Here is a 25,502-nt window from a genome sequence, read left to right as displayed (position 1 = left end):
GTTTTATTAGTGCTAGCCACCCACATTTATTCCCGCTTTCCGAAAAATATTCTTCTGCTTCACATCGGAATAAACGCCGTCCTATTCGGTTTGCATGGTGTACAACGCAAGGCCATCGCGCGATGCCTTCATACATAGCCAATTGAAAAGGAGAAACTCTCATGAAAACCGCACTGGTCCGCATACTTACTATCGCAACACTGGCGACATCAATCTCGGCCTTTGCCGCCACGGATGAACCAAAAACCGACAACGCAGCCAACGCCACTCAACAGCAGGCAGTATGCGCCGGCCCGTCGCACAAAGAAAAGAAGCAGAAGAATGCAAAACCGCAGCCTGATGATCGGCGTACCGAACAGGAAAAAGAATTCGACCGCGTGCTGATGGGATATTACGGATGCTGAGCGGTGACGCCCCAAAAGCGCCAGGCGTCGGCAGCAATGAAAGAAAACCAGCTTCCTGCTGCCGGCGCGATGCAAATCCCCGACCCCACTATCACCGATCGATCCGATCGCATGCGCCGTGCATTTGATCTTTCGCTATTGGCTGTTCTTCGCGTCTCCGCGCCTCCGTGGTGAGCATTTGCTTTTCCCGATCACGGCGATCACGCACGATCACGGCGATCACGCGCGATCTAGAGTTATAATTCTCCCGCCAGCCAATCTCAACTTCCGAGGTCTGACGCGATGAGAACTCTCTCTTCCGGATTCTTCTCTTTGGTTTTTTTGTTCTGCCTTTCCGCCACTCTGTTGGCCCAGACATTCCGCGGTGGCATCCAGGGAACGGTCACCGATACAACCGGCGCGGTTGTTGCGGGAGCAGACGTTACGGTCGCCAACCCTGAAACCGGGTTCTCACGCTCCACGCAGACGGACGCTACCGGCAATTACTTTGTTTCTGAATTGCCGATTGGAAACTATGACGTGACGGTGAAGGGCAAGGGGTTTCGTCCCGCGACCACCAAAGGCGTGCGAGTGGCGGTATCGTCCAGCCAGGAAGTCAACGTGCAGCTTTCGCTGGGCGGCGTTGGAGAAACCGTGGTTGTTACCCAGGAGTCGCCGCTGGTGAATACCGTGCAGGACACGCTGGGCGCAACGCTGGACGCGGAACAGTTTAACGAACTGCCGGTCAGCGGTCGCGACTTTACGAAACTGCTGGTCATGGTGCCCGGCTCTGGCGGCGATCCTTCAGGCGTGGCCGATTCGCCCGGTTCTTTTGGCCTATTCAGCATCAACGGCAACCGTGGACGCTCCAACAATTACCTGCTCGATGGCACAGACATGAATGACGGTTATCGCAACCTGCCGGCGATCAATCAGGGCGGAGTGTTCGGAACGCCCGCCACCATCCTGCCCATGGACGCGCTGCAGGAAGTTTCCGTGATTAACGCCACAGAGGCTGAGTTTGGACGCAGCTCCGGCGCCACGGTGAATATTGTTACCAAGTCCGGGACCAATTCGCTGCACGGCACGGCGTATGAATACTTCCGCAACAACGGGCTCGACGCGCGCAATTTCTTTAACCCCAAACCAGCGCCACAGAATGTGTTTCACAATAACCAGTTCGGCTTCTCACTGGGCGGACCGTTCAAGCAGGACAAGACATTCTGGTTCGTGTCGTATGAAGGTCAGCGCGAAGGCGTAGGCATTCCCACTGTCGCCACCGTGCCAACGCAGGCTGACTTGAACGCCGCAATCGCCGCCAACGGTGGAGTCGTGAACCCGGTAATCGCCAACCTGCTGGCGCGGAACCCATGGCCCACGACTACCAGTCCTGATGGAAGCCTGGTGACTTCAGATAAAGCCAACAATCGCGTGGACAGTATGATTGCCAAGATTGATCATCGCTTCAGTGAGAATGATCTGCTCACGGGCCGCTACTATTTTGGCGATAGCGACCAGAGTTTTCCGCTGGCGCTGGTTGGCGGAGGCATTCTGCCCGGCTTCAACACGGTGACTCCCACGCGCGTCAATATTGTTTCACTCTCGCACACGCATATTTTCAACCCGCATTTGCTCACGGAAATCCGCTTTGGCTACAACCGCTTCCATGAGACTTTTGGCCCGGAAGACAGCACGTTTGATCCGTCGAGCATCGGGCTCAACATGGGTACCACGAAGCAGGATTTCGGTCTTCCTTCCATCAACGTTTCCGGATTTGCGCCGCTGGGCGCAAACACTTCAGTCCCGCGCGGACGCACGGATTCCAATACGCAATTCAATGACAATTTCACCTGGGCCGCGGGCAAGCACAACTGGAAATTCGGTTATGAATTCCGCCGCACTTTTGTGGATGGCTTCTTTGACAGTGGTTATCGCGGCAAGCTTAGCTTCGATGACCTCAAATCTTTCATCGCTGGCACGCCTTCCAGCGGCAGGCAGGCACAGGGCAATTCTTCCCGCCAGACGTTTGAAAATAATCACTCGTTCTACCTTCAGGATACGTTCCGCTTCTCCCAGCGCATAACTCTGAGTTACGGCGTGCGCTGGGAATATTTTGGCGTGATCGGGGAAGAGAAGAACCGTTTCAGCCTGATTGACTCTTCCGGAAACGTGAATACCGTCAAGCAACTGTATCCCCGCGACCTGAACAATTTCGCGCCGCGCGCCAGCATTGCCTGGGACGCTCATGGCAACGGCAAGACCATCATCCGCGCCGGCTGGGGCATGTATTACGACGCTTTTTCGCAGGACTTCTTTGTTGGCCAGCTGCCTTTCAACACCTTCAATTCCGGCCCGGCTTATAACGGAGTCGGACCTGATCCCATCACGTTCAGCTTCTCTCCTGCCAGCACGATCCAGCCGGGCGTGCCGGTGTTCGATCCCACAAGTTTTGCGGCGACGGATGTTTTCACCGTGGATCAAAAATTGCGAACGCCTTACATTCATGTCATGAACTTAAATTTGCAGCAGGAATTGTCTCCCAAGGTCGCGCTGCAAGTGGGCTATGTGGGCTCGCAGGGGCGCAAGCTCTTCCGTTATATCGATATCAACCAGATCAATCCGGCTACCGGCACTTCGTTATTTCCGTCGTTGATCTACGTCAACCAGTTCCAGTCTTCGGCCAGCAGCAGTTATAACTCGCTGCAGATGTCGTTGCGCTTTCGCGACTGGCATCGTTTGTCTTCCAGCGTGAATTACACCTGGTCACATTCCATTGATAACGCCAGCGACGGCCAGGATTACGTTCCCAACGCAACGCAGCCGGACAACAGTTTTGCTCCCGACCGTGAACGCGCCAGTTCCAATTTTGATATGCGCCACCATCTCAGCTGGACCTTCACGTATCAATTGCCTTCATCGGATACCATGCACTGGCTCACCAACGGATGGGCGCTTGATGGCGTTCTCAGTCTCGCCGCCGGGCAGCCATTCAATGTGAGCTACCTTTTTGAAGGCGACTTCAACGGCAGCGGCGAGTTCTTCGGCCGGCCGGACATCGTCGGAAATCCATTCACCGGCACCAAACTGCCAAACCAAATTCTGAATCTGGCCGCGTTTCAGGTCCCCTGCAACATCAATGCAACGCTCGACGGTTGCAACGGCAACCAGCACTTTGGCAATCTTGGCCGCAACGCTTTTGTCGGACCGGACTTCAAGAACTTTGATTTCAGCCTGGCCAAAGACTCCAAGCTCACTGAGCGCATTGCCATGCAGTTGCGACTCAATATTTACAACCTCTTTAATCATCCCAACTTTGCCAACCCGCTGTGGCCGAATTTCGGCGTTGATTTTGCGCAGAACGGTCTCGATGCCACTGGACACGGAATCGGATTTCTTCCTGTAACGGCCACGCCGGACGTTGGTACCGGCAATCCATTCCTCGGCGGCGGCAGCTCGCGCAACGTGGAACTGGCGCTTCGTTTCAAGTTTTAAAAGTTGTTTCAAGGCTCGGCAGGTAAACAGCCAATAATGTGTAGACAGTCTATACAACATGTAGTAGTATGTCTACACAATGCCTCCAAAACCGCCATCACGAGTAGAACTTTTGCAAGGCACGCTCGACCTTCTCATCCTTCGCACACTGCTGGCCGGTCCCGCGCATGGCCACGCTATCGCTAAACACATCCAGCGAACCTCTGAAGAATTGCTCCAGGTCGAAACTGGCTCTTTGTATCCGGCTCTGCACCGGTTGGAAGCCAAAGGCTGGATCGCGTCCTCGTGGGAACTTTCTGACAAGGGAAAGCGGGCCAAGTTTTACAAACTAACGGCGCTCGGACGCAAACAGCTCGCCAGTGAGCATTCGAAATGGCGGGCCTTTGCCCGCGCCATGGGCTTGATCTTGAGCCCTGGAGATCAGGAGGCGTGATATGTCATTCGTCCGCAAATTCATCTGGCTGTCACAGCGTCGCCGCAAAGAAGCTGAAATTCAGGAGGAGCTGCAGTTCCATCTGGAAGAAGAAGCCGCGGAACGTGAACAGGAAGGCATTGCGCCGGAGCAGGCAAAATGGGACGCGCACCGCGAGATTGGCAATGTGACTCTCGTGCAGGAGCACGTCCGCGCGGTCTGGATCTGGACGCGGTTCGAGCAGTTCGTTCAGGACCTTCGCTACGCGCTACGCGTGATGTGGGCGAGCAAGATTTTCAGCACTCTGGCGATTCTGTCACTGGCGCTGGGAATCGGTGCCAACACTGCGATCTACAGCTTTATGGACGCCATCATGCTGCGCTCGCTTCCGGTCAGCGATCCCTCGTCTCTGGTGATCTTACAGTGGCACGGCCCGTCACGCTGGCAGGGAGGAGTGAGGCGCCCTTCTGTGCTCCACACCATGAGCGGCACCACATATGATGATGACAAGTTGGGTGTCGTCGCCGGAATCTTTCCGTACCCTGCTTTTGAACTTTTCCAGAAAAACGATTCGCTGTTCTCGAGCATCTTCGCCTACCATCCCGCGCATGAACTCGACGTGATGGCAAAAGGGCAGGCGGTCATCGTCATGGGTGAATATGTGTCCGGAGATTACTTCAGCGGTCTTGGAGTCCGGCCTGCTACTGGGCGCATGATTGTTTCCGGCGACGATCAAGTGGGATCACCTCTGGTCGCTGTGGTGAGTCTGAGGTTCAGTGAAAGACACTATGGCGGGCCGGCGAACGCTGCCGGGCAAACCATTCTCATCAACAATGTTCCTGCAATGGTGGTGGGGGTTACGCCGCCTGAATTTTTCGGCGTGGACCCCTCAACCGCGCCAGACGTTTATCTTCCCATGCGCTCGGGCGTATCCATTGAAGCTGCCGATCCGTACGGCACCAAGCCGAAGTGGTATCTCGATCAAAATTTCTATTGGATTGAGATCATGGCACGCCTGCGTCCTGGAGTAAGCCGCGAGCAAGCGCAGGCTGCTCTTGCACCGCAATTCCGCCAATGGGTGGAGAGCACGGTAACGAATGAGCGGGAACGGGAGATACTGCCCTCGCTCGTTGTGCAGGAAGGCGCGGGCGGCGTGGAAGCGTTGCGTCGCCGCTACTCGAAGCCGCTGTACGTTTTGATGGCGCTGGTGGGACTGATTCTGGCCATTGCCTGCTCCAATATCGCCAGCCTGTTGCTGGCTCGTGCCACCGCGCGAAGAGGCGAGATGGCTCTGCGGCTGAGCCTGGGCGCAGGCCGGCTTCGCTTGGTCCGGCAACTGCTAACGGAGAGTGTCTTGCTCGCCTCTCTCGGCGGAATCCTGGGAGTCTTCATCGCCGTTTGGGGCATCCGCTTTCTGACTGTGCTGCTGGCCAACGGCCAAACGGATTTTACTCTGCATGCGAATTTGAACTGGCATGTACTGAGTGTGACTGCGGCGCTCGCGCTTCTGACCGGGATACTGTTTGGTTTGGCTCCAGCGCTCCCGTTAACCCGTGTGGACGTGGTGCCCGCGCTCAAGAAGCTGCGGTCCACCGATGCACGTTCCCGAATGCGCTTCAGCCTGAGCCAGGCGCTGGTGGTGTCGCAGATCGCCTTGTCATTGCTGATGCTGGTTGCCGCCGGGCTTTTTGTCAGGACGCTCAAGAAACTGCAGTCGGTTGAGGTTGGCTTCAATCGCGAAAACGTGTTGTTGTTCGAGCTGGACGCCCGCAAGGCCGGCCACAAGGACCCGGAGATTTCAACCTTCTACGGCGACCTGCAAAAGAGATTCAGCACAGTCCCAGGTGTGCGAAATGTGAGCCTGTCGCAGGCTTCTCTGATCACGGCTGGCACTGGCTATAAGATCACCGTGAACGGCGCCCCGCCGGATCCAGCCACGCGTATTTTATTCATTGGCTACGACTTCTTAAAAACCATGCAGATTCCTATTCTGGCCGGGCGCGAAATCGAAGAGCGCGACCAATCCGGCTCCACGCCGGTTGCAGTCGTGAGCGAGTTATTTGCCAGGGTAAACTTCGGTGATCAGAATCCGCTGGGCCAGCACCTCCTCTTGGGAACCGGCCTTCGCGACATGGAGATCGTCGGCGTGGCCCGGAACGCACAATATGGCGAACTGAAAAGCAATGCTCCGCCGGTTGTATACATTCCGTACAATCAAGGTGCTCCGCCGCCTCGCCAGATGGTCTACGAACTGCGCACGGCAGGAAATCCGCTTGCGCTTGTAAATACGGTACGCGAAATTGTGCACCAGACAGACGCGCGTGTGCCGGTCACAGACATCAGGACCCAGGTGGAGGACATTAACCAGACAATTAACCAGGAGATTGTCTTCGCAAAGCTGTGCACCGCCTTCGCCGTTCTCGCACTGATCATCGCGTGCGTGGGTCTCTACGGTACGGTTTCTTACAATGTCGCTCGCCGTACCAGCGAGATTGGCATTCGCATGGCGCTCGGAGCCCCGCGTGGCGCAGTGATCTGGATGGTCTTGAGTGAAGTCTGCGTGCTTGCCGCCGTGGGCCTTGCGCTCAGCGTACCAACTGCTTTTGCGACATCACAATTTCTCAAGTCTTTTCTGTTCCGCATGAAGCCTAACGATCCATTAGCAATGGTCTTCGCAATTGGCACTCTGCTCATCTCAGCTTTGGTTGCCGGTTGCCTGCCCGCGCGGAAGGCCTCCCGAATCGATCCAATGATTGCCCTGCGGCATGAATGAGGTGAGTTGCGAGGACATCCAATTTTTCCTCCGTTTCCTCCGTTCCTCCGTGTTTCAAAGGTTTTTTGATTCCTTAGACAGTTTGTGGTGCGATTTCTTGATGAACATAAGTACTAGATTCTAATGTAGTTATATTGTTTTTTCGATCAGCCAAGACCTAAGTCAAAATTCTTCTTGACGCATATCGCAAATTGAAATATTATTATTGCGATTAGCGATATGAAGCTTGGCGAAAAATTACGTTACCTGAGGCTGATGGAAGGCAATCTTCGCGGCTTCGGTCGCGAGATGACGCAGCAGGAAGTGGTGAAAGCCGTCGCTCGCGACCTCAAAATGAAGATCAGCCAGAGCTATCTCTCGCAAATTGAGAATGGCGCGCGTCCGCACCTGACCAACAAGACGCGCCTGCTGCTGGCAAAATTCTTCAACGTCCATCCCGGATATCTGGTTGACGATCCTGAAGGCTTCCACAATGAACTCATATCGGACGTGAGCGCCGCGGAAGACACGCTCGATCTCTGGCTGATTCAGGGCGCGGAGCGTTTCCGCCGCGATCCGCCGGTAAGCCGCGCGCTGCTCAACCTGGCCAAGCACAAGGATTCGCGTAGCTGTCTGGTGTTGATGGAAGCGATTTTGGAAACGCCGGAACTGGCGGAAAAGCTGCTGCATGTGTTGCGTCCACAGCAGCAGAAGATCGCCCCGGTAATGAGCGAGGCATAAGTGAGCGGGATAACGCCGAGCGAGATGACGTTGAGTAACGTGAGGTTGAACGAGGTAAAACGATGAACTGGGAAACTTTCTATCTGATCTGTTTTGTCGTGGGTTTTGCCTATACCGCGTTCTCTTTTTTGAGCGGCACGCTGCATTTCCATCTTCATGTGCCGCATCATTTTCATGGCGGACACGGAGCGGGCCACGCCGGCAGCGGCTCGCATCACTCAAGCTTTGGCATTTTCAATCCCATGACGATCTCCGTTTTTCTGGCGTGGTTCGGTGGCACCGGATACCTGCTGGTCCATTTGCGCCACATATGGGTGTTCGCCGGCCTCGCGCTTTCCACTTTGTCCGGGGCGATTGGCGCGGGAATCGTATTTGTTTTCGCCGCCAAATATTTCATGGCGCATGAATCCAGCCTTGACCCTATGGACTTTGAAATGGTCGGCGTGCTGGGCAAGGTAAGCGGCAGGATTCGCGGCCGTGGCACCGGAGAAATCATTTTTGTGCAGGAAGGCGCGCGCAAGGCCTGCGCTGCCCGCAGTGAAGAAGGCGACGAGATCGCCCGAGGTGAAGAAGTTGTGGTCACGCGTTTTGACCAGGGTGTAGCGTATGTGCGCCGCTGGAGTGAGCTTGCAGAAAAGGCCGGAGTCATGCCGGCGGAAGAGGAGAAGAGTCTGTGAAAGGTTTAGGAGGATCTATGGAGTGGCAAACAGTTGCAATCTTTGCTGGCTTGGCCGTGCTGGCCATCATGCTGGTCATCAGCATGCTGGCCCGGTTGTATCGCAAAGTTGGTCCTAACGAAGCATTGCTTGTATATGGCCGCGGCAAAACGCCGCGCGTAGTCAAAGGCGCGGGCACCGTGATCTGGCCGCTCATTGAAAGCTGCCGACTGTTGTCCCTTGAATTGATGTCTTTCGATGTAGCGCCACAACAGGACCTTTATACCAACCAGGGCGTCGCCGTGACCGTGGAGGCCGTGGCGCAGATTAAAGTGAAGTCGGATGACATTTCCATCCGCACCGGCGCAGAGCAGTTTCTTACCAAGACGCCGCCACAGCGTGAAGGCCTGATTCGCCTTGTGATGGAAGGCCATTTGCGCGGCATCATCGGCCAGCTCACCGTTGAGCAGATCGTAAAAGAGCCTGAGATGGTGGGCGACCGCATGCGCGCCACTTGCGCTGGCGATATGAGCAAGATGGGATTGGAAGTTGTTTCATTCACCATCAAGGAAGTTCGCGACAAAAACGAATACATCTCCAACATGGGCCGTCCAGACGTTGCCCGCATCAAGCGCGACGCCGACGTTGCCGCCGCTGAAGCCGAGCGCGATACGGCCATCAAAAAAGCGGAAGCGCAACGGGCCGCCGCAATCGCCCGCGCGCAGGCTGACCAGGAGCGCGTGCTGGCGGAAACACTTTCACAGGCCAAACAGGCGGAAGCGCAACGCGACCTTGAAGTGAAGAAAGCCACTTATTCTGAGCTGATCAAGAAGCAGCAGGCGCAAGCTGACAAGGCCTATGAAATTCAGCAGAACATTCAGCAACAGCAGGTGATCGCGGAACAGGTCAAGGTCCAGCTGATCGAAAGAGAAGCGCAGACCAAGGTGCAGGAAGCTGAAATCGCGCGCCACCAGAATGAGCTGATCGCAACCGTGCTGAAACAGGCGGAGATTGAAAAGCAGCGCGTCCTGAATATTGCGGAAGGCGAAAAGCAACGCCTCATCGCGGAAGCGGAAGGCCGTGCCAATGCCATCCGGTTACAGGGCGAAGCCGAAGCCGACATCATCTTCAAAAAAGGTGAGGCAGAAGCCAAGGCCATGAACATCAAGGCTGAAGCCTATCAGGAATATAACCAGGCGGCGGTAGTGGACAAACTGATTACCGGGTTGCCGGAAGTGGTCCGCGCCATGGCGTCACCGCTGGCCAACGTGGACAAAATAACCATTGTCTCTACCGGCAACGGTCATTCGGCGGGCATGAGTAAAATCACCGGCGATATGGCGGAGATCGCCGCGCAAGTGCCGGCATTGTTTGAAGCACTCTCTGGCATGAGCATGGCGGAGCTGTTCTCCAAGGTGAAGCAGATTGGCGACAAAGGCCCAAAGCCCTCGCCTGAGCTTCCTGGTGGAGACGAGCCTCCCGCGGGCAAAGCCAGGGCTGCGGGCAAGGCATAACAGGTCGAGCGGTTGCTCTCTGAAGGTCCGGCAAGGTGGTACTGCAGCCAGCTTGCCGGCCGCATAAAAATAACTGCAGTTGCGTGATGGAGAAAGGCAATGAAGAAGGTCTCACTCATCGGATTGGTACTGGGCGCGGTGCTGGGAATCGTAGCTGGTCTCATGGCCGGTAGCTGGCTCTTCTGGCTGGGTATGGGACTTGTAGCTGGTGTATGGATTGGATCGGCTGGCGCGCGCCGCAGCCGTTTGCCACGCGCCAACAGCAGCCATATAAGCGCAGGGAATCTGAATTTGTAAGTCGGCCCTTGAAAGCAGTCGAAATATTTTGGAGGCATTATGGCATTACTAGAAAGAGTTTCAACCTTGATCCGGGCAAACTTAAATGAATTGATAGACAAAGCTGAGCACCCGGAAATCATGATCAAGCAGGTCATCCTGGACATGGAAAACCAGTTGCTTCAGGTGAAGACGCAGGTTGCCATTGCCATGGCGGACCAGCATCTGCTGGAAAAAAAGCAGAAAGAGAATGAAGACAAGATTGCCGACTGGGGTCGCAAAGCGGAAATGGCCGTAGGCAAGAAGCAGGACGACCTCGCTCGCGCCGCCATTGAACGCTCGCTCCATTACAAGCAGATGTCTGAAAATTTCCGCCAGCAGGTGGCCGACCAGACTGCGCAAGTGGAGACGCTGAAGAATGCGCTCAACAAGCTCACGCAGAAACTGGAAGAGGCCCGCGCCCGCAGCGAACTGCTGATTTCGCAGAACCGCCGCGCCCGCACGCTGAGCAAGGCCGCTGATGCGCATACCGGCATCTCCGGCCCGGACCACGGCGCGACGTTTGATCGCATGAAGCATAAAGTGATGCGGCAGGAAGCCATTGGCCAGGCCAAAACGGAGCTGTTGTCCTCTGACGCGGCCAGCGTGGAAGACCGTTTTGCCCAGATGGAAAAAGAAGATGAGATCAGCCGCATACTGAATGAGTTGAAGGCGAAGCGGGCTTAGTTTACAGGCCCGCTTTCGCTGTTACGCTCCAGTCGGCGTCGAATGGTAGGATTGTGTTTACCTGATCCGTTTACCTGATCCAATGACGAGACGAATACTCTTCGCCATTCTGTTCCTGAGTTTCTTTTTAGGAAGTTACAGCGCTCACGCTGGGCCGTCTCAGCGTGAGCAGCAGCTCTTTGACCTGGTGAATCATGAGCGCGAAAAGGCGAGCCTGAACAAGCTGGAATGGAATGACCAACTGGCTGAAGCCGCGCTGGCCCATTCCAAACTTCTGGCTGAAAACCTCGATCTCTCGCACCAGTTTTCCGGAGAGCCGATCTTGCAGGAACGGGTGGGATACACTCGCCTGCGCTTCAACGCCGTGGCGGAGAACGTTGCCGCCGCGCCCGACGTCGATACAGCTCACAACGCTCTGATGAAATCGCCCGGCCACCGCGCCAACATCCTTCATCAGGACTACAACGCCATCGGCATCTCTATCGTGGAGCGGGACCATGAACTGTTCATCACCCAGGATTTCGCACACACGCTGGCTTCATACACGGAAAAGCAATTTCGCGAGTCCCTGATTGCCACTTTCAACCAGGCAAGGCGCGCAAGAAAAATGTCTCCCGTGGACGTGATCAGCGATCAGCACCTGAGAAAGGCCGCCTGCTCCCAGGACATGCACACCGACAAGATGATCCAGAACATGCCCGGCGTATCGGGGCTGCTGGTCTTCTCCTTGTCAGAGCCTGGCTCTCTGCCCGAAGATATGCGGAAGTACGCTTCTGACAAAACCGTTCAGCGCATGAACATCGGCGTCTGCCTGCAAACAGGCGGCAGCACCGGATTCTCCAAGTTCTGGGTGGTAGCGGCTTTCTACAGGTCTGGCGGATAATCGCTTTCCAGTAAAATCTTCAGACCATCTGGATGAATCTCTTCTTTCAATGCGTTTTCATTTTCATGCTGACCGCCGCACAGGCGCCTCAAGCTGGTGCAACGATCTCCTCGGCTGAGAAACGCATCTTTGAAGAACTGAACCATGAACGCGCCAGCCAGGGTCTAAGCGTCCTGCAATGGGACGACCATGCCGCGAGCGCGGCGCGTGCGCACGCGCAACTGCTGGCGGAAAATGGCAAGCTCTCACACCAGTTTCCCGGGGAAACCTCTTTGCCTGAGCGTCTTGGCGCCACCGGTGCGCGCTTTACTGTTTCAGCGGAGAATGTGGCCCGCACAGAGTTTGTTGAAGACGTCCATCCGGCGCTCATGGGTTCCAGCGGGCATCGCGCCAACATTCTGAGCACCAGCTACAACGCGGTCAACTCCGCATTTGCTGAAGCATTCAATCTGGCCAGAAAAGCCAGAGGCATCAGGCCAATTTACGCCCGCGAAGATGTTGCGCTCCATCAACTGGCTTGCACAACGGATGGCGATGCCACGAAGCTGTCGGACAATCTTTCTGGCGTGTCAGCCGTTGTTGTATTCACTTCTTCTGATCCGCATCACCTGCCGCCGGAAATGAATCCTCGCGTCGCGAATGCTGATTTCCATCTCATGAAATACGGCGCGTGCTTCCGTCCCGACCAGGAGCATGGCTACGCCAACTTCTGGGTCGTGGCTACTTTCGCAAACTGATATTCATTCTCTAAAGAAAATCAATGTTGTGATTTCTGCAGCAACTGCGCCAGATAATCTCCCCATATCGCCGGGAATGAGTGCGTCCCGTGACCGCGCGTCTGGTCCGTGATCGGCAGCAGCACATACTGGCCGTTCTTCACGCGCTGAATATCGCGATCAAGAATCTTAAGTTCTGGCGGATTGATCTGGTCGTCGGCTGAATTCACGGCGATGAGCGGCGCGGTGATCTTTTCCAGTTGCGGCTCAGGATTGTAGTTTCGCGACGCGTCAAAGTAATAAATCATGTCATTCGCGTCCGTGGTCTTCATGCGGCTGGCGATGAAATCCTCCAGCACTTTGTCGGCCTGTTCGCGGGTGGGCTCGTCTTTTTGCATGCGCAAAGGCGCGCTGCCCATGATCAACAGCACATCAAGTGCGGCAGCAAGGCCGTGTGGTTGTTGCTTGTACTCGCCGTTGTTCCAGTCGGGCGAGGTGCGGATCGCGTCCATGATCATGCGGCGAAACATGCGATTCCTCCCGCCAATCTCCACGGGCAGGCTGGCCAGCGGCATGGCCGCGTCAATGAAGTCCGGGTGCTGCTCCGCCCACAGCCAGCTATGCATCCCGCCCATTGATGTTCCCATTACCAGCCGCAGATGATTCACGCCCAGTCCCTGCGTGAGCAGCCGGTATTGCAACTCGATCATGTCGTCATATTCATAGTGCGGAAAGCGCATGTGCAGGCCGTCGCTGGGCTTGCTGGATTCGCCGTGGCCCACATTGTCCGGCAGGATGATGAAGTACTTCGCCGCATCCAGCAGTTGGCCGGGGCCAAAGACCACGCCGCCAAAATTCGGCGTTAAGAACTGCCGTCCGCTGCCGCCGGTGCCGTGCAGGATCAGCACCGCATTGCGAATCTTGCCGCTCGAATCTTTCTGCGGCGTCCCCAGCGTGTAGTAGTGCAGCTTGACCTCCGGCAGCTTTTCTCCAGACTTGAACTGAAAGTCTTTCACTACGAACGTGCCGGATTGAGGCGCGGGATAGTCGGCGGCGCGAAGCGCCATCGCTATCAACACGGTGAACATCATTGAGATGGTGCGGCAGAGCTTCATCAAAAATCTCCTCAAGGCAGAAAAGCTTAAATCATCAGACAGAATTCAGAAAAGGAACATTTTGATTGGCACGTCTGATTATCACGAAAGAATATTTATTGCGAGCAGCACATTCCATTCTTCATAGATCGCTGCGAATGCTTTTTTGCATTTATGTGTAACCACTAATCTGCATGCGACTCCATACCAGCGTAACAGGGCCCCCAATCGTTCATAGCAGCTTTCTACTCCATAAAGAAACGAAAAGGTACAAAAATGAGAGAACATCGCGCTTTCCGACTGCTTGCGAACGCATCCGTGGTACTGCTGCTTACACTCGGTGGCTTTGCACAATCAAACAATGAGAATAATGCCAGACCCCTGGCCGTCAACCAAACCGAAGGGTTTGCTCAGGGTCAACTGCTGGTATTCACCTATTTCCAAAACTTCGATTGCATCCATGAGCCCTTTGATGACCTTGATCACAATGGACAAGTGGCTGCGGTAGACGCAAATGAATTTCAGCGTCCCATCTGCACCGTGGGTCACGGGTCAACGATCGATCCAAATTTCCGGCCAATTCAAAACACTCTTAAGCTGTATGTTATCGCTCCGTTCTTCGGTAATGACACGAACCCCAATGACGCCTTCACGCCGGCCTTAGGGCAGGCGCTGCTTAGCCTCTTCGGATTCATTCCGGAAGCGTTTAAGACGAACCCTACGGTTCCAGTGCAATGTCCAGAACCAGGTTTGCCGGTTACGCAGCACAAGGGCATGCCCAGCACTTGCACTATGCACACCACGCAGACTGATTTGGGTCCAGTATTGGCGAAGCTTGGCAAGGTTCCGCCGAATACCAGCGTGTTAGTGCCCACGCTGAATCACAGCCACATCATTGATGGAAAAAATTTCGGACCAGTGTGGTGGGAAGTGATCTCAGTGCTGGTAACGGATCCCAGCGCGTGGCCCAGCGCTGACGGAAAGACCGGCATCAACTCGCTGGACGCGTTGCGCGCCGCTCAAGCGGCGGGTCAGGCTGCACCGGACCAGCCAACCAACTTCTTCCTGTTCTTTGATTCCCAAACGGAAGCGCACAACTAGTCTTCTCCCTCATAACCCTCATGGGCGCCGATCAATGCGTCCATGAGGCTTTAAGATAGGTCCGTAATTCATTGACGAGGGAGCGAAGATGGCGGCCTCAACAACATTTACGAGCAAGCTCAAGGAGAAAGAAACTCTGGCGGAAGGAACCATGGGCTTTTATTTTGCCAAGCCCGCGGGTTTCCAGTTCAAGTCTGGCCAGTATCTCGACATAAAGCTCGTCGATCCGCCTGAGACGGATGCAGAAGGCAATATACGATCATTTTCGATTGCCAGCGCTCCTGAAGATGAACGATTGCTGGTTGCAACAAGAATGCGGGACACGGCTTTCAAGCGTGTTCTGCGAATGGCCCCGTCTGATACCGAGGTCAGGCTGGAAGGGCCGATGGGATCCTTCACCCTGCACAACAATTCAGCCAAGTCGGCAGTGTTCCTGGCGGGCGGGATCGGAATCACGCCATTTTCCAGCATCGTACGTTACGCAGCTCATGCCAAACTTCCTCACAAGCTATATCTCTTTTACTCCAACCGGCGGCCGGAAGATGCTGCATTCATGCCGATCTTGCAAGAGCTGGAAAAAGAAAATCCGAACTTTAAATTTATTCCCAGCATGAGCGAGATGTCCAAGTCCGCACAGGCGTGGAGCGGAGAAACAGGATTCATCAGCCGCGAGATGTTGGTCAGGCATCTTCCCAGTCTTCAAGGCCCCATCTATTACATTGCGGGGCCTCCCGCCATGGTGGCAGCCATGCGCCAGATGCTGAACGCAGCCGGCGTGGATGAAGACGATTTAAGAACAGAAGAATTTGCAGGTTACTGATCTGTACCGCTGCGAGAGAAAGCGGGGATTGCTCACTGCAAGTTTTCTCGCGGCCCGGCCCTTGTCTCTAAAGTTCCAAAGAAGAGAAGGAAAGAGGTGCTGGTATGAACAACACGAAGAAAGTTGTAACTCTCCTGACAGGCTGTGTGTTCCTGCTGCTGCTTGCCGCCTGGGCGCCAGGTACAAAGTCCAATAAAGCGTCTTCCAAGAATGCTGCGGCCGCTGCTGCCACAGCAAATGACCAACAGATCAACAACAACATGCAGGCGATGTTCAACCAGGGGCGGCAGATTTTCCGCTATGACACTTTTGGCGACGAAGCCTTCTGGGGCGACACTCTCCACCTGCACCAGGCAATCGCCGGCGAACATTTGGGCGGCGTAGGTCCGGGCGTGAGTCCCAAGACCGCGCTTTCTGTGGGACTAAAAGTCGATGCCGACGCGCTACCAGCCAGTCTTGTGGAACAGATTAAGGCCGGCAAAGTGGACCTTGACGATCCGGCTACAACGCTGGCATTGCTAAAACTGAATTCCGTGGTGGGCGTTACCGGCATTTTCGACAAACAAGGAAAATTGCAGTCGATGGGCATTCAGTGCGCGCTTTGCCATTCGACGGTTGATGATTCCTTTGCCCCGGGAATCGGGCACCGGCTGGATGGGTGGCCGAACCGGGACCTGAATGTAGGTGCGATCGTATCGCTGGCCCCTAATCTCCAACCCGTCGCCGACCTGCTTGGTGTTAATGTGCCGACCGTGAAAAAAGTGCTGGGTAGCTGGGGGCCGGGCAAATACGATGCCGAACTAAACCAGGACGGAAAGGCATTTCAGCCCAATGGCAAATCAGGAGCCACGCTGCTGCCGCCTGCTTTTGGCATGGCGGGCGTGAATAACGGCACCTATACAGGATGGGGATCGGTTACATATTGGAATGCGTACGTCGCCAATACCCAGATGCACGGCAAGGGAGCATTCTCCGAACCCAGACTGACAGCGGAACAGTTTCCAGTAGGCGCCCGCGCCCACTTTAACCAGGTACGCAACAGTGATGACCAAATTACTTCGAAGTTGGGTGCATTGCAGTTTTATCAACTAGCTATCCCTGCGCCAAAGCCACCGGAAGGCAGCTTTGATAAAGGGCAAGCTGCGCTGGGCCAGGCGCTGTTCTCAGGAAAAGCAAAGTGCGCCACCTGCCACGTGCCTGACCTTTACACTGAGCCCGGTTCAAGCCTGCACACTCCGGAAGAGATTGGAATTGACGATTTCCAGTCCTCCCGCTCTCCCACCAAAATGTACCGGACCACGCCCCTGCGCGGTCTCTGGAGCCACCAGAAGGGCGGCTTCTATCACGATGGAAGGTTCCAGACTCTGGACGAAGTGGTGTCTCATTACGATCAGCATTTGAAATTGCAACTGAGTGAAAAAGAACGAAAAGAATTAGTGGAATTTCTTAAGTCGCTTTGATCACACGGACAATACCATTCACGCGCAAAATGCGCGTGAATGGTGCGTTCGTCCCAAAAAACTCCGTGTGAGCAAAACCAATACTCTCTCCTACAGCCACTTGGTCATCAGATTCCGTTCGTCTTCTTTGAGCCCGGCAGCGCGATAGAGTGATTGCGCGCCCTGGTTTTCCCGTCCCACTTCAAGCCGTAGAGCCTTAACGCCCGCTTTTTTACAGAGGTCTTCCGCAAACGCGACCACGGCCTTGCCCAGCTTCTGCCGGCGGAATGGCTCACGAAGATAAATTTCGTCGAGCAAAGCAAAGCGCCCGTGAAATTCCAGGCTGAAACAAAACGTTAGTGCAAAATATCCGGCGAGTTCCGGGCCGCGAAAGATGAGGTAGATCTGCGCAAGGTCGGGATTGTCCAGCGTCGTGTGTACAGCACGTGATGCTGCCGCTTCATCGAATTGCATCTGCTGCTGCGAATAAAACTCGCGCATCATCTCCATCAATGTGGGAATTTCCTGGTCAGAGAGAAGCTGGAAGAGAGCATTCACATCGCGATTTTAACCGAACGGCATCGCCGGCGACCCTCTTTGGCTATAATGGCCAGCCGTCTTTTTATTATTGGAGAACGCATGCTTGATCGCAGATCGTTTCTTACCGTTTGCTCACGTTTTGGCTTGACCGCAACGTTGCTGCCCGGAGTGCTCTGGGCCATGGCTGACGAAAAAAGCAAAGTCACGCGGGAGATGATTGACAACGCCGCCGCCATTGCTGATGTCCGTATTGCCGATGAATACAAGGACATGATGCTGGAAGACCTCAACAGCTATACCGAGGGCTATGACGCTATCTACAAGCTGCACATCAAGAATGAAGTTGCTCCGGCGGTGATTTTTGATCCCGTGCTTCCGGGAATGAAGTTTGAGATGGAGCGGCGGCCGATTAAGATTTCCGCCGCGCCCGCCGTTGCAGGCGCCGCACCTAAAAATCTGGAAGATGTGGCGTTTTATTCCGTGCGCCAACTGGCGGAGCTGGTACGAACAAAGAAGGTTTCTTCCACTGCGCTTACAGAGATGTACATTGCGCGGCTCAAGCGTTATGACCCAACTCTGAAATTCGTAATCACCTTGACGGAAGAGCGCGCGCTGGCGCAGGCCAAAGATGCCGACCGCGAAATTGCGGCAGGGAAGTATCGTGGCCCGTTGCACGGCTTGCCCTGGGGCGCAAAAGACCTGCTGGCCGTAAAGGGATATCGCACAACCTGGGGCGCGGGCGGATTTGAAAACCAGAAGATTGATGAAGACGCAACCGTCGTCAAGCGTCTTGACGCCGCTGGAGCGGTGCTGGTGGCCAAGCTCACTCTTGGCGCGCTCGCGCAGGGCGACAAATGGTTTGGCGGCATGACGCGCAATCCCTGGAACACCAAACAAGGATCAAGCGGATCGTCGGCCGGATCGGCTTCAGCTACTGCCTCCGGCTGCGTGGCCTTTGCTATCGGATCGGAAACACTGGGTTCAATTTCCTCTCCATCAACCCGCTGCGGCACAACCGGCTTGCGTCCGACATTCGGATTCGTTCCGCGCACCGGCGCCATGGCGCTTTCCTGGACCATGGACAAACTTGGCCCGCTCTGCCGCGCTGTGGAAGATACGGCCATCGTGCTGAGCGCGATCCACGGGCCTGACGGCCATGACCGCACCGTCCACAACGCAGCATTTAACTGGGACGCGAACCTTGATTGGCGCAAGCTGCGCGTCGGCTATTTGAAGTCCGATTTCGAATTACAACCGCCGCCGCAGACCGCACCGCCAAAAGAAGAAAAAGAGCTCAGTGAAGATGAAAAGAAAAAACAGGCGGAAGAAAAGGCCAATCGGGCGGAGGCCACGGCGCGTCGCGAGTACGATCACAAATTCGATGAAGCCGCTCTGGCCAAGCTCCGCTCCATGGGCGTGAACCTGATGCCCGTGGAGTTCCCCAAGTATCCTTACGGTGCCATGCGCAGTATTTTGCTGGCGGAAGCCGCCGCAGCCTTTGACGACCTGACGCGCAGCGGCCGGGATAAACTGTTGACGCAACAGACCAAGGACGACTGGCCCAACACTTTTCGCGCAGCGCGCTTCATCCCCGCGGTGGAATACATTCAGGCCAACCGCGCCCGCACAATAGCCATGGAGCTGGCGGCAAAAGTATTCGATCAGGTGGATGTCATCGTCGCGCCCACGTTCAGCACGCAACTGCTGATCACAAATTTAACTGGGCATCCGGCACTCATCCTGCCTAACGGCTTTCGTGGTGACGATGCGCCCAAGGCTCGTGTCCGTGAAAACGGCGAAGTGGAAGGCGGAGGTCCGGGTACGCCGGTCAGCCTCACGTTCCTTGGGCAGCTTTTCGGTGAAGCCAAAATGCTTGCGCTCGCCAAGGCTTACCAGGATGCGACGGACTTTCATCGCAAGCACCCACAACTGGAAAGTGGAGATAAGAAATAGCAGCAAATGCCGTGCTCCGCGCCGGCATCGTGGTGTGCCGATGCAGTCAAAAAAGAGTGGGATGAAATGCCCTTGGGCATTCTAAAGATGTAATTTTTTTAATAAGCGCCCTGAAATGTGGGGGTCGCCAAAGGCGATTCTGGGCTCTCTGCCGACGAGCGGCAGCTTGGCTCAATCTCTCTAAATCCTTGAATCTGAATCATTTCCGCCAAAAGTTACTCGAAATGATCAACTTGTATGCAATTCATTGCTGTGGCCTATGTGAAGCATAGGCGAATTTGAAAAATAGCATGCAATGTTGATTGTTGTGGCGCGTTTACGGTTTTCATGTAGTCTATTCGCAACTTTCGGGGCACAAGATTCTGAAGAAAAGCAAATATTGGAGGAAATTAATCATGAAGACCGCAATCCGTATGTTGGTGGTTATGTTGATTTTGGCCGGAAGTACCTTGGCGGGCGCAGCGGGAAATAGCCTTAGTGGGCCTGGTCCTGAGCCGGCGCCTCCAGTGGTTAATTTTTAGTCAGGTGAGTGATCACCGGCAAGAGCGCCCACAGAATTGTTTGTGCTTTTCTGGCGGCTAGTTTAGGCTGGCCGTTAGAAATGCCACACTGGGCGAATATCTTAATTGATTGGCTTGGATTGCCAAGCTTGGCTTTGCTGGCTTGCATCTTGCTTTATCGGAAATTCTACCGGGAATTTCCGCTCTTCTTTTGTTATGTGGTTGTCACCGAGATTGTGGGGCTTACGCGGTTCGCAGCCTCCAAAGGCTCGCCTAGCTTTTACTCCTCTGTGTATTGGATTTCAGATCTTGTTGTGGGTTTGGTTGCCTTCATGGCGAGCTATGAGCTGTTCGTAAGACGGCTTTTTCCCCATTTTTATAAGGTGCGCTTTTTTCGCATCCTCTTTACCGTGGTAGCAATTTTAGTCAACGTACTGGTAGTGATTGCCGCTTTTTACGGAAATCACAAGAGATTGCTTCTTCTATCTGCCCGGATTGAGGAGTTCCTGCTTGCAGCACTCATTTTCTTTTTCGCAGCGCTTATGACATTCATGGGAAGAAAGTGGGAGATGAAGGAATTTGGCATTGCTTTTGGATTTGGCTTGGAAGTATCCGTATCACTGGCCTCAGTTGCATTGTGGACCCATGAGACGAGGAGGGGCCCATTCGTGAGTCGTATTCCCGTGATCGCTTACGACATAGCCTGCATCGTCTGGCTATACTGTTTCCTGACTGCATCCAAAGCTCAAACCACCACGCCTCCGGCGCTTTCAACTGAAGCACTGCTTGAAGCCAGAAAGTGGGAAGATTCGCTGAAGGATTTTATGTCCCAGGGCAAACGCTGATCTGGACAGCAAAATTTCTGTAGGAAGTATGTGGGTTTTTACAGGCTCTGGGCCAGCGAGTCATGCAGACTGGAGAACTTCAGGCATGTAAGATGGTCGGCTTTGTCCTTGAGCAGGGCATAGGAAGGCAGCAGACTTTGAGCAACAATGCCGCGAACATTTCCAATATTGACGGCTGAAAACAGCGGCAGCACTTGCAGGGAACTCCGGACCTGCAGAACAACCAATGCCATAAAGGTGTAGAGTCGGACATGGACGCCGGCATCCACCATCTCCTGCGCCAGCGAAGCAATCAACTGGTTGCCGCTATGCAATTGCGCATAACCAACCTGCTGCAGCAAGGCGGCATTGTGTGACATGCGGCGCATGCATTCCACCGTCAGGCTGACCTGTTCCCGGTAGATCCTCAGCAGTTCATCGCGGCCAAACGTCTCCTGCAAATACCGCTGCTGCGCCGGATTCATGATTTCTGAAAGCACTTCCAAGTTCACCGGGAGAAATGAATTCATCAAGTCACCCAGTTCCGCGTCCGGCGCCTGTCTCCGCCGCAGGTTCAAAAACGCTGCATACAGAAACAGCAGGAGAATGCCTGCTGATAATCCAATCCAGATCGCGAACATGGCGTTAGACATTGGTTTGCTCTCGTTGGTACACGCAAACTCTAACCCTGACCGCATCTGGGGTCAATGGAAATTGGGTATGGTAGCGGACACTTTGGTAATTCCGAAAATGTACCAAAATGGAACAGGCTGTAGCCGCCCTAAAACCCAGTATTTATGCTGTTTTTGGCCTTTTCAGTGACTGATCTAGCGGTCCGCCGGTTTGGCCAGGATGATCGCTGGAACCTCCTGTTTTTTTACGACTTCGTTAAATGCCGGTATGTCTGTGCCCAAAATCTGCTTCCATTTGGCCAATTGCTCATCCAGTTGTTTGCTGAGCATGTCAAATACTTCATAGGAAACCTGGGTTGGAGCCGAGTCCGCGCTTTCCACCACTCCTCCCAAAGCGACAAGATAATTGTTCAACCGGATGGGATAGTTCAGCACATCCTGCCCGCTTTTGGCCTTGGTCTGGATCAGCACTTCTTCCACTTCGGTCATCTTCTTGTCCAGCTGTTTTCCGGCGTCAGCCACGGCTTTTGCCTGCGGCTGTTTGTCCAGGCGCTTGTTTAGCTCCGTGATCTGGGCCCGGATATCGCGAATCTGGTTTACCGTTTCATGCGCCTGGGTAACCCGCTCGCGGATCTTGATGAGCAGATCGAACTGCTTTTCCAGGTCCTGCTGCGTGACCTTTAGCCGCGGATCGGGAACGATCTCCAGCGGGGCCGTGTATTGCTTGCCATTTACCGTTAGCCGTACCTGATATTTGCCGGGAACTGCTTCCGGGCCGTCCGTACTGCCGCTCCATAGCGGCGAATGCGGTACTTTGGTCGCGCCTTCATAACGCATGTCCCAGACAAAACGATTGAGCCCGGCTTCCGTGGGCAGTCCGCGCTCGGCCGGACGCCCGAAGCCCTCATCCTCGCCCGGTTCTGCTCCTGGCTGCTGCGGTTTGGGTGGATATTTGCGGATAACCTGGCCTTTTTGGTCCAGAATCTCAAGCGTGATGGGCGAGGCTTTCGTAGTCTCGATTGTTTCGCCAGCGGCTTCAGTCTTTGGCGGAACCGGAGCGTTTGCGGGATGCGTCTGTCCCGGCTCCTTGCCTTCTGTCGGCGACTCTTTGGCTGGAGTTGCAGCCGCAGTCCTAGCGCCGCTTTCAGCTTTCTTTTCTTCCGGCTTCTTGTCGCCCGGTTTCTTCAACGCCGTTTTCAGCGAATAGTAGATCACTGCACCATTGGGAGGATTCTGTCCGCGATCGCCACCGCCGCCAAAGAAGCCGCCGCCGAACGTTGTATGGTTGGCTGCGCTGGGCGTGTAGAGATGGACTTCTTCATTCGCCATGTCTGGCTTGTATTGCTGCAATGGAGAAAGATCGTCCAGCGCCCAGAATGCGCGTCCGTGGGTTGCCACTAGCAGATCATTACCGTGCACCAGCAGATCGTAAATGGGAGAGATCGGCAGATTGCCCTGGAACGTTTCCCAATGCGCCCCGTCATCCCAGGAGAAAAACACGCCGCGTTCGGTGCCGGCATACAGCAGATCTTTGCGTTTCTTGTCTTCACGCACCGCATGGACAAACGCGTCCGCGGGAAGGCCGCCGGTGATGCTCGCCCAGGTCTTACCGAAATCAGTCGTCTTGAAGATATACGGAGCAACGTCGTCCAATTTGTGGCGCTGCACGGAAACATACGCAGTGCCGGCGTTATATATGGAAGCTTCAATCATGCTCACGGTGCCCCATTCCGGCATCGCTTTGGGTGTTACGTTGGCCCAGTTCTTTCCGCCATCAGTCGTCACATGCACAAGGCCATCATCAGAGCCTGCCCAGATCAAATCTTTCTGCACCGGAGACTCGACGACAGAAAAAATTGTGTCATAGACTTCAACGCCGGTATTGTCTTTTGTGATCGGCCCGCCGGATGCCACCTGCTTGCTTTTGTCGTTGCGTGTGAGGTCCGGACTGATGATCTGCCAGTTCACGCCTTCGTCCGTCGATTTGAAAAGCACCTGTGCCGCAAAGTAGAGAGTCTTGGGATCGTGCGGAGAAAACACAATCGGTTCCGTCCACTGGAAGCGATATTTCTGGTCTGCGGCTGCGGCTCCAATGGGATTAATTGGCCATGGCGTCACGTTCTTTGTCTCTTCCGTGCGATGGTCATAGCGTGTAATCTCGCCGCCGTAAGAACCGGCGTAAACAATCTCAGGATCGCGCGGATCAGGCGCAATATAGCCGCTCTCTCCCCCACCCACGGAATACCAACTGGTGCGATCAATACCACCCGGCGCTGCGCTGGCAATCGCCACTGAAGAGTTGTCCTGCTGCGAGCCGTAGAGGTAATAAGGGAAACGATTGTCGGTGACCACGTGATAGAACTGCGCCGTCGGCTGGTTGGCCTGGTTGGTCCAGCTTGCTCCGCCGTTCGTGCTTACGTTGGCTCCGCCGTCATTTGATTCAATCATGCGGTTCGGATCGTTAGGATCGATCCACAAACCATGGTTGTCGCCGTGCGGCACGCGAATCGGACGGAAAGTTTTTCCGCCATCGTTGGAGCGATACATCCCAGTGTTCAGCACGTAAACGCCGTCAGCATTGCGTGGGTCGGCAAAAACGTGGGTGTAATAAAACGCGCGCTGCCGATATTGGCGATCACTGTTGGTCAGCGTCCATGAATCGCCGCCATCGTCAGAACGGAAGAGACCGCCTTTATCGGCTTCCACCAGCGCCCAAACGCGATTGCCGCTGTAAGCCACAGCCAGCCCAATGCGTCCGAGAATTCCATCCGGCAGCCCGTGGCCGGTAAGATGTTTCCACGTTGTGCCGCCATCAGTGCTGCGATATAGTCCGCTGCCCGGCCCGCCGCTGTCCATGCCCCACGGTGTGCGCCGCGCCTGCCACAGTGAAGCAAAAATCACGTTCGGGTTCGTGGGATCCATCGAGAGATCGATCCCGCCGGAGTTTTCGTCTTTAAAAAGGACTTTGGTCCAAGTCTTGCCGCCGTCGGTTGTGCGATAGATGCCGCGTTCCGGGTTCGCGCCAAACACATGTCCCAGCGCAGCTACATAAGCGATGTCAGGATTCTTCGGATTCACCGCGATACGGCCGATCGCGCGTGTTTCTTTGAGGCCAACATATGTCCAGGTTTTACCCGCGTCCATCGATTTATAAACGCCATTCCCGTTGATGATGTCGCCGCGAATGCACGCTTCGCCGGTACCGGCATAGATCACGTTTGCGTCGGAAGGCGCAACAGCAATCGCGCCGATAGAAGGCGCCATGTCTTTTACTTTGTCCGTCAAAGGACGCCACGTCAGTCCGCCGTCAGTGGTCTTCCATACACCGCCGCCCGTCGCGCCGAAATAATATGTGTGCTGGTCACCCACCACCCCGCTTACCGCCAGTACGCGTCCGCCGCGGTATGGCCCAATCAGCCGCCACGTTAGACCATGCCATGGACCTTTTGTTTCTTCCTGATCGGCATCGCTTGTGCCCGCCGGTTTCTCTGCGGCAGTGGGCTGCGTCTCAGCTTTTTTCTCCTCGCCCTTTCCGCCGGACTGCCTTTTGCTCTTGCCGGTTGCAGTCTTCTTGCTTCCTGCATTGCCTTGCGATGTATTGGCATCCGTCTGCGCAAACAAGCACAGAGAAAACAGGACCATGATGATCAGTATCGAGAGGAAGCTGTGGCGCGTGATTTTTTTCGCGGAAGCGGCGCAAGACATTTTCGATTTTCTCCAGGCGAACCGTAGTATTGCGAACCGCACATCCTAAATTCCCCAAACGGCAATAGCAATTCCCGCCGGCACAAACTGTTGCGTCCATTGCCTTCTGTGCCTTTCTAAGCAAAGTCTTCATTTTGCTTGACACCATTTCTGAGTTGCTGTATTTTTTCTCTGCCTTTGGCCTTGTTCATTTGCCATGGCAGCGTTTCAATAGCTCCACTTCAAGATTTCAAACCCGTCACCTATTGGCAGACCGCTTCCAATTGTCTGCAGTCACGGCAGGGTTCTCAAACAGTTTCAATTTTGGTTGCAATTGATTTCGAGGGAGGTACTCGGAATTGGC

The 25,502-nt window shown here is 54.9% G+C and carries 21 protein-coding genes; 17 read left to right on the top strand and 4 right to left on the bottom strand.

Features of this window, described 5'->3' with window-relative positions; all coding sequences use genetic code 11:
- Positions 1-161 precede the first annotated feature (161 nt).
- From LAO76_13670 to LAO76_13620, 11 genes are all read left to right on the top strand, one after another.
- A complete protein-coding gene (locus LAO76_13670) occupies positions 162-404 on the top strand; it encodes a hypothetical protein (protein MBZ5491975.1) in 243 nt (80 codons plus the stop codon).
- A 282-nt stretch (positions 405-686) separates the two neighbouring features.
- The gene (locus LAO76_13665; protein ID MBZ5491974.1) at positions 687-3,875 is read left to right on the top strand and encodes a TonB-dependent receptor; all 3,189 of its coding nucleotides are present in this window, start codon (positions 687-689) and stop codon (positions 3,873-3,875) included.
- 79 nt (positions 3,876-3,954) lie between these two features.
- Positions 3,955-4,308 (top strand): PadR family transcriptional regulator, encoded by a 354-nt coding sequence (locus LAO76_13660; protein ID MBZ5491973.1) that lies wholly within the window; start codon positions 3,955-3,957, stop codon positions 4,306-4,308.
- Between the two features lies 1 nt (position 4,309).
- Positions 4,310-7,060, top strand: coding sequence for an ABC transporter permease (locus tag LAO76_13655; GenBank protein ID MBZ5491972.1), 2,751 nt, complete (start codon positions 4,310-4,312; stop codon positions 7,058-7,060).
- Positions 7,061-7,279: 219 nt separating this feature from the next.
- Positions 7,280-7,780 (top strand): helix-turn-helix domain-containing protein, encoded by a 501-nt coding sequence (locus LAO76_13650; GenBank protein MBZ5491971.1) that lies wholly within the window; start codon positions 7,280-7,282, stop codon positions 7,778-7,780.
- Between the two features lie 62 nt (positions 7,781-7,842).
- Positions 7,843-8,457, top strand: coding sequence for a hypothetical protein (locus LAO76_13645; GenBank protein MBZ5491970.1), 615 nt, complete (start codon positions 7,843-7,845; stop codon positions 8,455-8,457).
- 17 nt (positions 8,458-8,474) lie between these two features.
- A complete protein-coding gene (locus tag LAO76_13640) occupies positions 8,475-9,950 on the top strand; it encodes a flotillin family protein (protein ID MBZ5491969.1) in 1,476 nt (491 codons plus the stop codon).
- Positions 9,951-10,049: 99 nt separating this feature from the next.
- The gene (locus LAO76_13635; GenBank protein MBZ5491968.1) at positions 10,050-10,247 is read left to right on the top strand and encodes a hypothetical protein; all 198 of its coding nucleotides are present in this window, start codon (positions 10,050-10,052) and stop codon (positions 10,245-10,247) included.
- 39 nt (positions 10,248-10,286) lie between these two features.
- Positions 10,287-10,952, top strand: a complete 666-nt coding sequence (locus LAO76_13630) for a PspA/IM30 family protein (GenBank protein ID MBZ5491967.1) — start codon at positions 10,287-10,289, stop codon at positions 10,950-10,952.
- Positions 10,953-11,034: 82 nt separating this feature from the next.
- Complete coding sequence (locus LAO76_13625) at positions 11,035-11,835, top strand: CAP domain-containing protein (GenBank protein MBZ5491966.1); 801 nt, start codon at positions 11,035-11,037, stop codon at positions 11,833-11,835.
- A 32-nt stretch (positions 11,836-11,867) separates the two neighbouring features.
- Positions 11,868-12,572 (top strand): hypothetical protein, encoded by a 705-nt coding sequence (locus LAO76_13620; protein ID MBZ5491965.1) that lies wholly within the window; start codon positions 11,868-11,870, stop codon positions 12,570-12,572.
- 20 nt (positions 12,573-12,592) lie between these two features.
- Here the strand turns inward: LAO76_13620 and LAO76_13615 are convergent, their stop codons facing one another.
- Positions 12,593-13,666 (bottom strand): alpha/beta fold hydrolase, encoded by a 1,074-nt coding sequence (locus LAO76_13615; protein ID MBZ5491964.1) that lies wholly within the window; start codon positions 13,664-13,666, stop codon positions 12,593-12,595.
- 255 nt (positions 13,667-13,921) lie between these two features.
- Between LAO76_13615 and LAO76_13610 the strand changes: the two genes are divergently transcribed.
- From LAO76_13610 to LAO76_13600, 3 genes are all read left to right on the top strand, one after another.
- Positions 13,922-14,746, top strand: a complete 825-nt coding sequence (locus LAO76_13610; protein MBZ5491963.1) for a hypothetical protein — start codon at positions 13,922-13,924, stop codon at positions 14,744-14,746.
- 88 nt (positions 14,747-14,834) lie between these two features.
- A complete protein-coding gene (locus LAO76_13605; protein MBZ5491962.1) occupies positions 14,835-15,566 on the top strand; it encodes an FAD-dependent oxidoreductase in 732 nt (243 codons plus the stop codon).
- Positions 15,567-15,670: 104 nt separating this feature from the next.
- Positions 15,671-17,026: a hypothetical protein gene (locus tag LAO76_13600; protein ID MBZ5491961.1), complete on the top strand. Its 1,356-nt coding sequence runs from the start codon at positions 15,671-15,673 to the stop codon at positions 17,024-17,026.
- A gap of 90 nt (positions 17,027-17,116) precedes the next feature.
- On the opposite strand, the gene LAO76_13595 is transcribed toward LAO76_13600, so the two are convergent.
- Positions 17,117-17,563 carry a GNAT family N-acetyltransferase gene (locus tag LAO76_13595; protein MBZ5491960.1) on the bottom strand — a complete coding sequence of 149 codons (447 nt, stop codon included), beginning with the start codon at positions 17,561-17,563 and terminating at the stop codon, positions 17,117-17,119.
- 81 nt (positions 17,564-17,644) lie between these two features.
- On the opposite strand from LAO76_13595, the gene LAO76_13590 reads away from it, so the two are divergent.
- The 3 genes from LAO76_13590 to LAO76_13580 all read left to right on the top strand — a co-directional run bounded on the left by LAO76_13590 (position 17,645) and on the right by LAO76_13580 (position 20,843).
- Entirely contained in the window at positions 17,645-19,498 is a 1,854-nt protein-coding gene (locus tag LAO76_13590) for an amidase (protein MBZ5491959.1), read from the top strand.
- Positions 19,499-19,793: 295 nt separating this feature from the next.
- On the top strand, positions 19,794-19,970 hold the full coding sequence (locus LAO76_13585; GenBank protein MBZ5491958.1) for a hypothetical protein: 177 nt from the start codon (positions 19,794-19,796) through the stop codon (positions 19,968-19,970).
- A 57-nt stretch (positions 19,971-20,027) separates the two neighbouring features.
- Positions 20,028-20,843 carry a hypothetical protein gene (locus LAO76_13580; GenBank protein ID MBZ5491957.1) on the top strand — a complete coding sequence of 272 codons (816 nt, stop codon included), beginning with the start codon at positions 20,028-20,030 and terminating at the stop codon, positions 20,841-20,843.
- A 38-nt stretch (positions 20,844-20,881) separates the two neighbouring features.
- On the opposite strand, the gene LAO76_13575 is transcribed toward LAO76_13580, so the two are convergent.
- A complete protein-coding gene (locus tag LAO76_13575) occupies positions 20,882-21,475 on the bottom strand; it encodes a hypothetical protein (protein ID MBZ5491956.1) in 594 nt (197 codons plus the stop codon).
- Between the two features lie 174 nt (positions 21,476-21,649).
- A complete protein-coding gene (locus LAO76_13570) occupies positions 21,650-25,096 on the bottom strand; it encodes a glycosyl hydrolase (protein ID MBZ5491955.1) in 3,447 nt (1,148 codons plus the stop codon).
- Between the last annotated feature and the right edge of the window lie 406 nt (positions 25,097-25,502).

The organism is Terriglobia bacterium (assembly GCA_020072645.1).
Taxonomy (GTDB): Bacteria; Acidobacteriota; Terriglobia; order Terriglobales; family Acidobacteriaceae; genus Angelobacter.
Note: the sequence above shows the minus strand (reverse complement) of the source record. Positions and strands in the feature narration are given on the sequence as shown.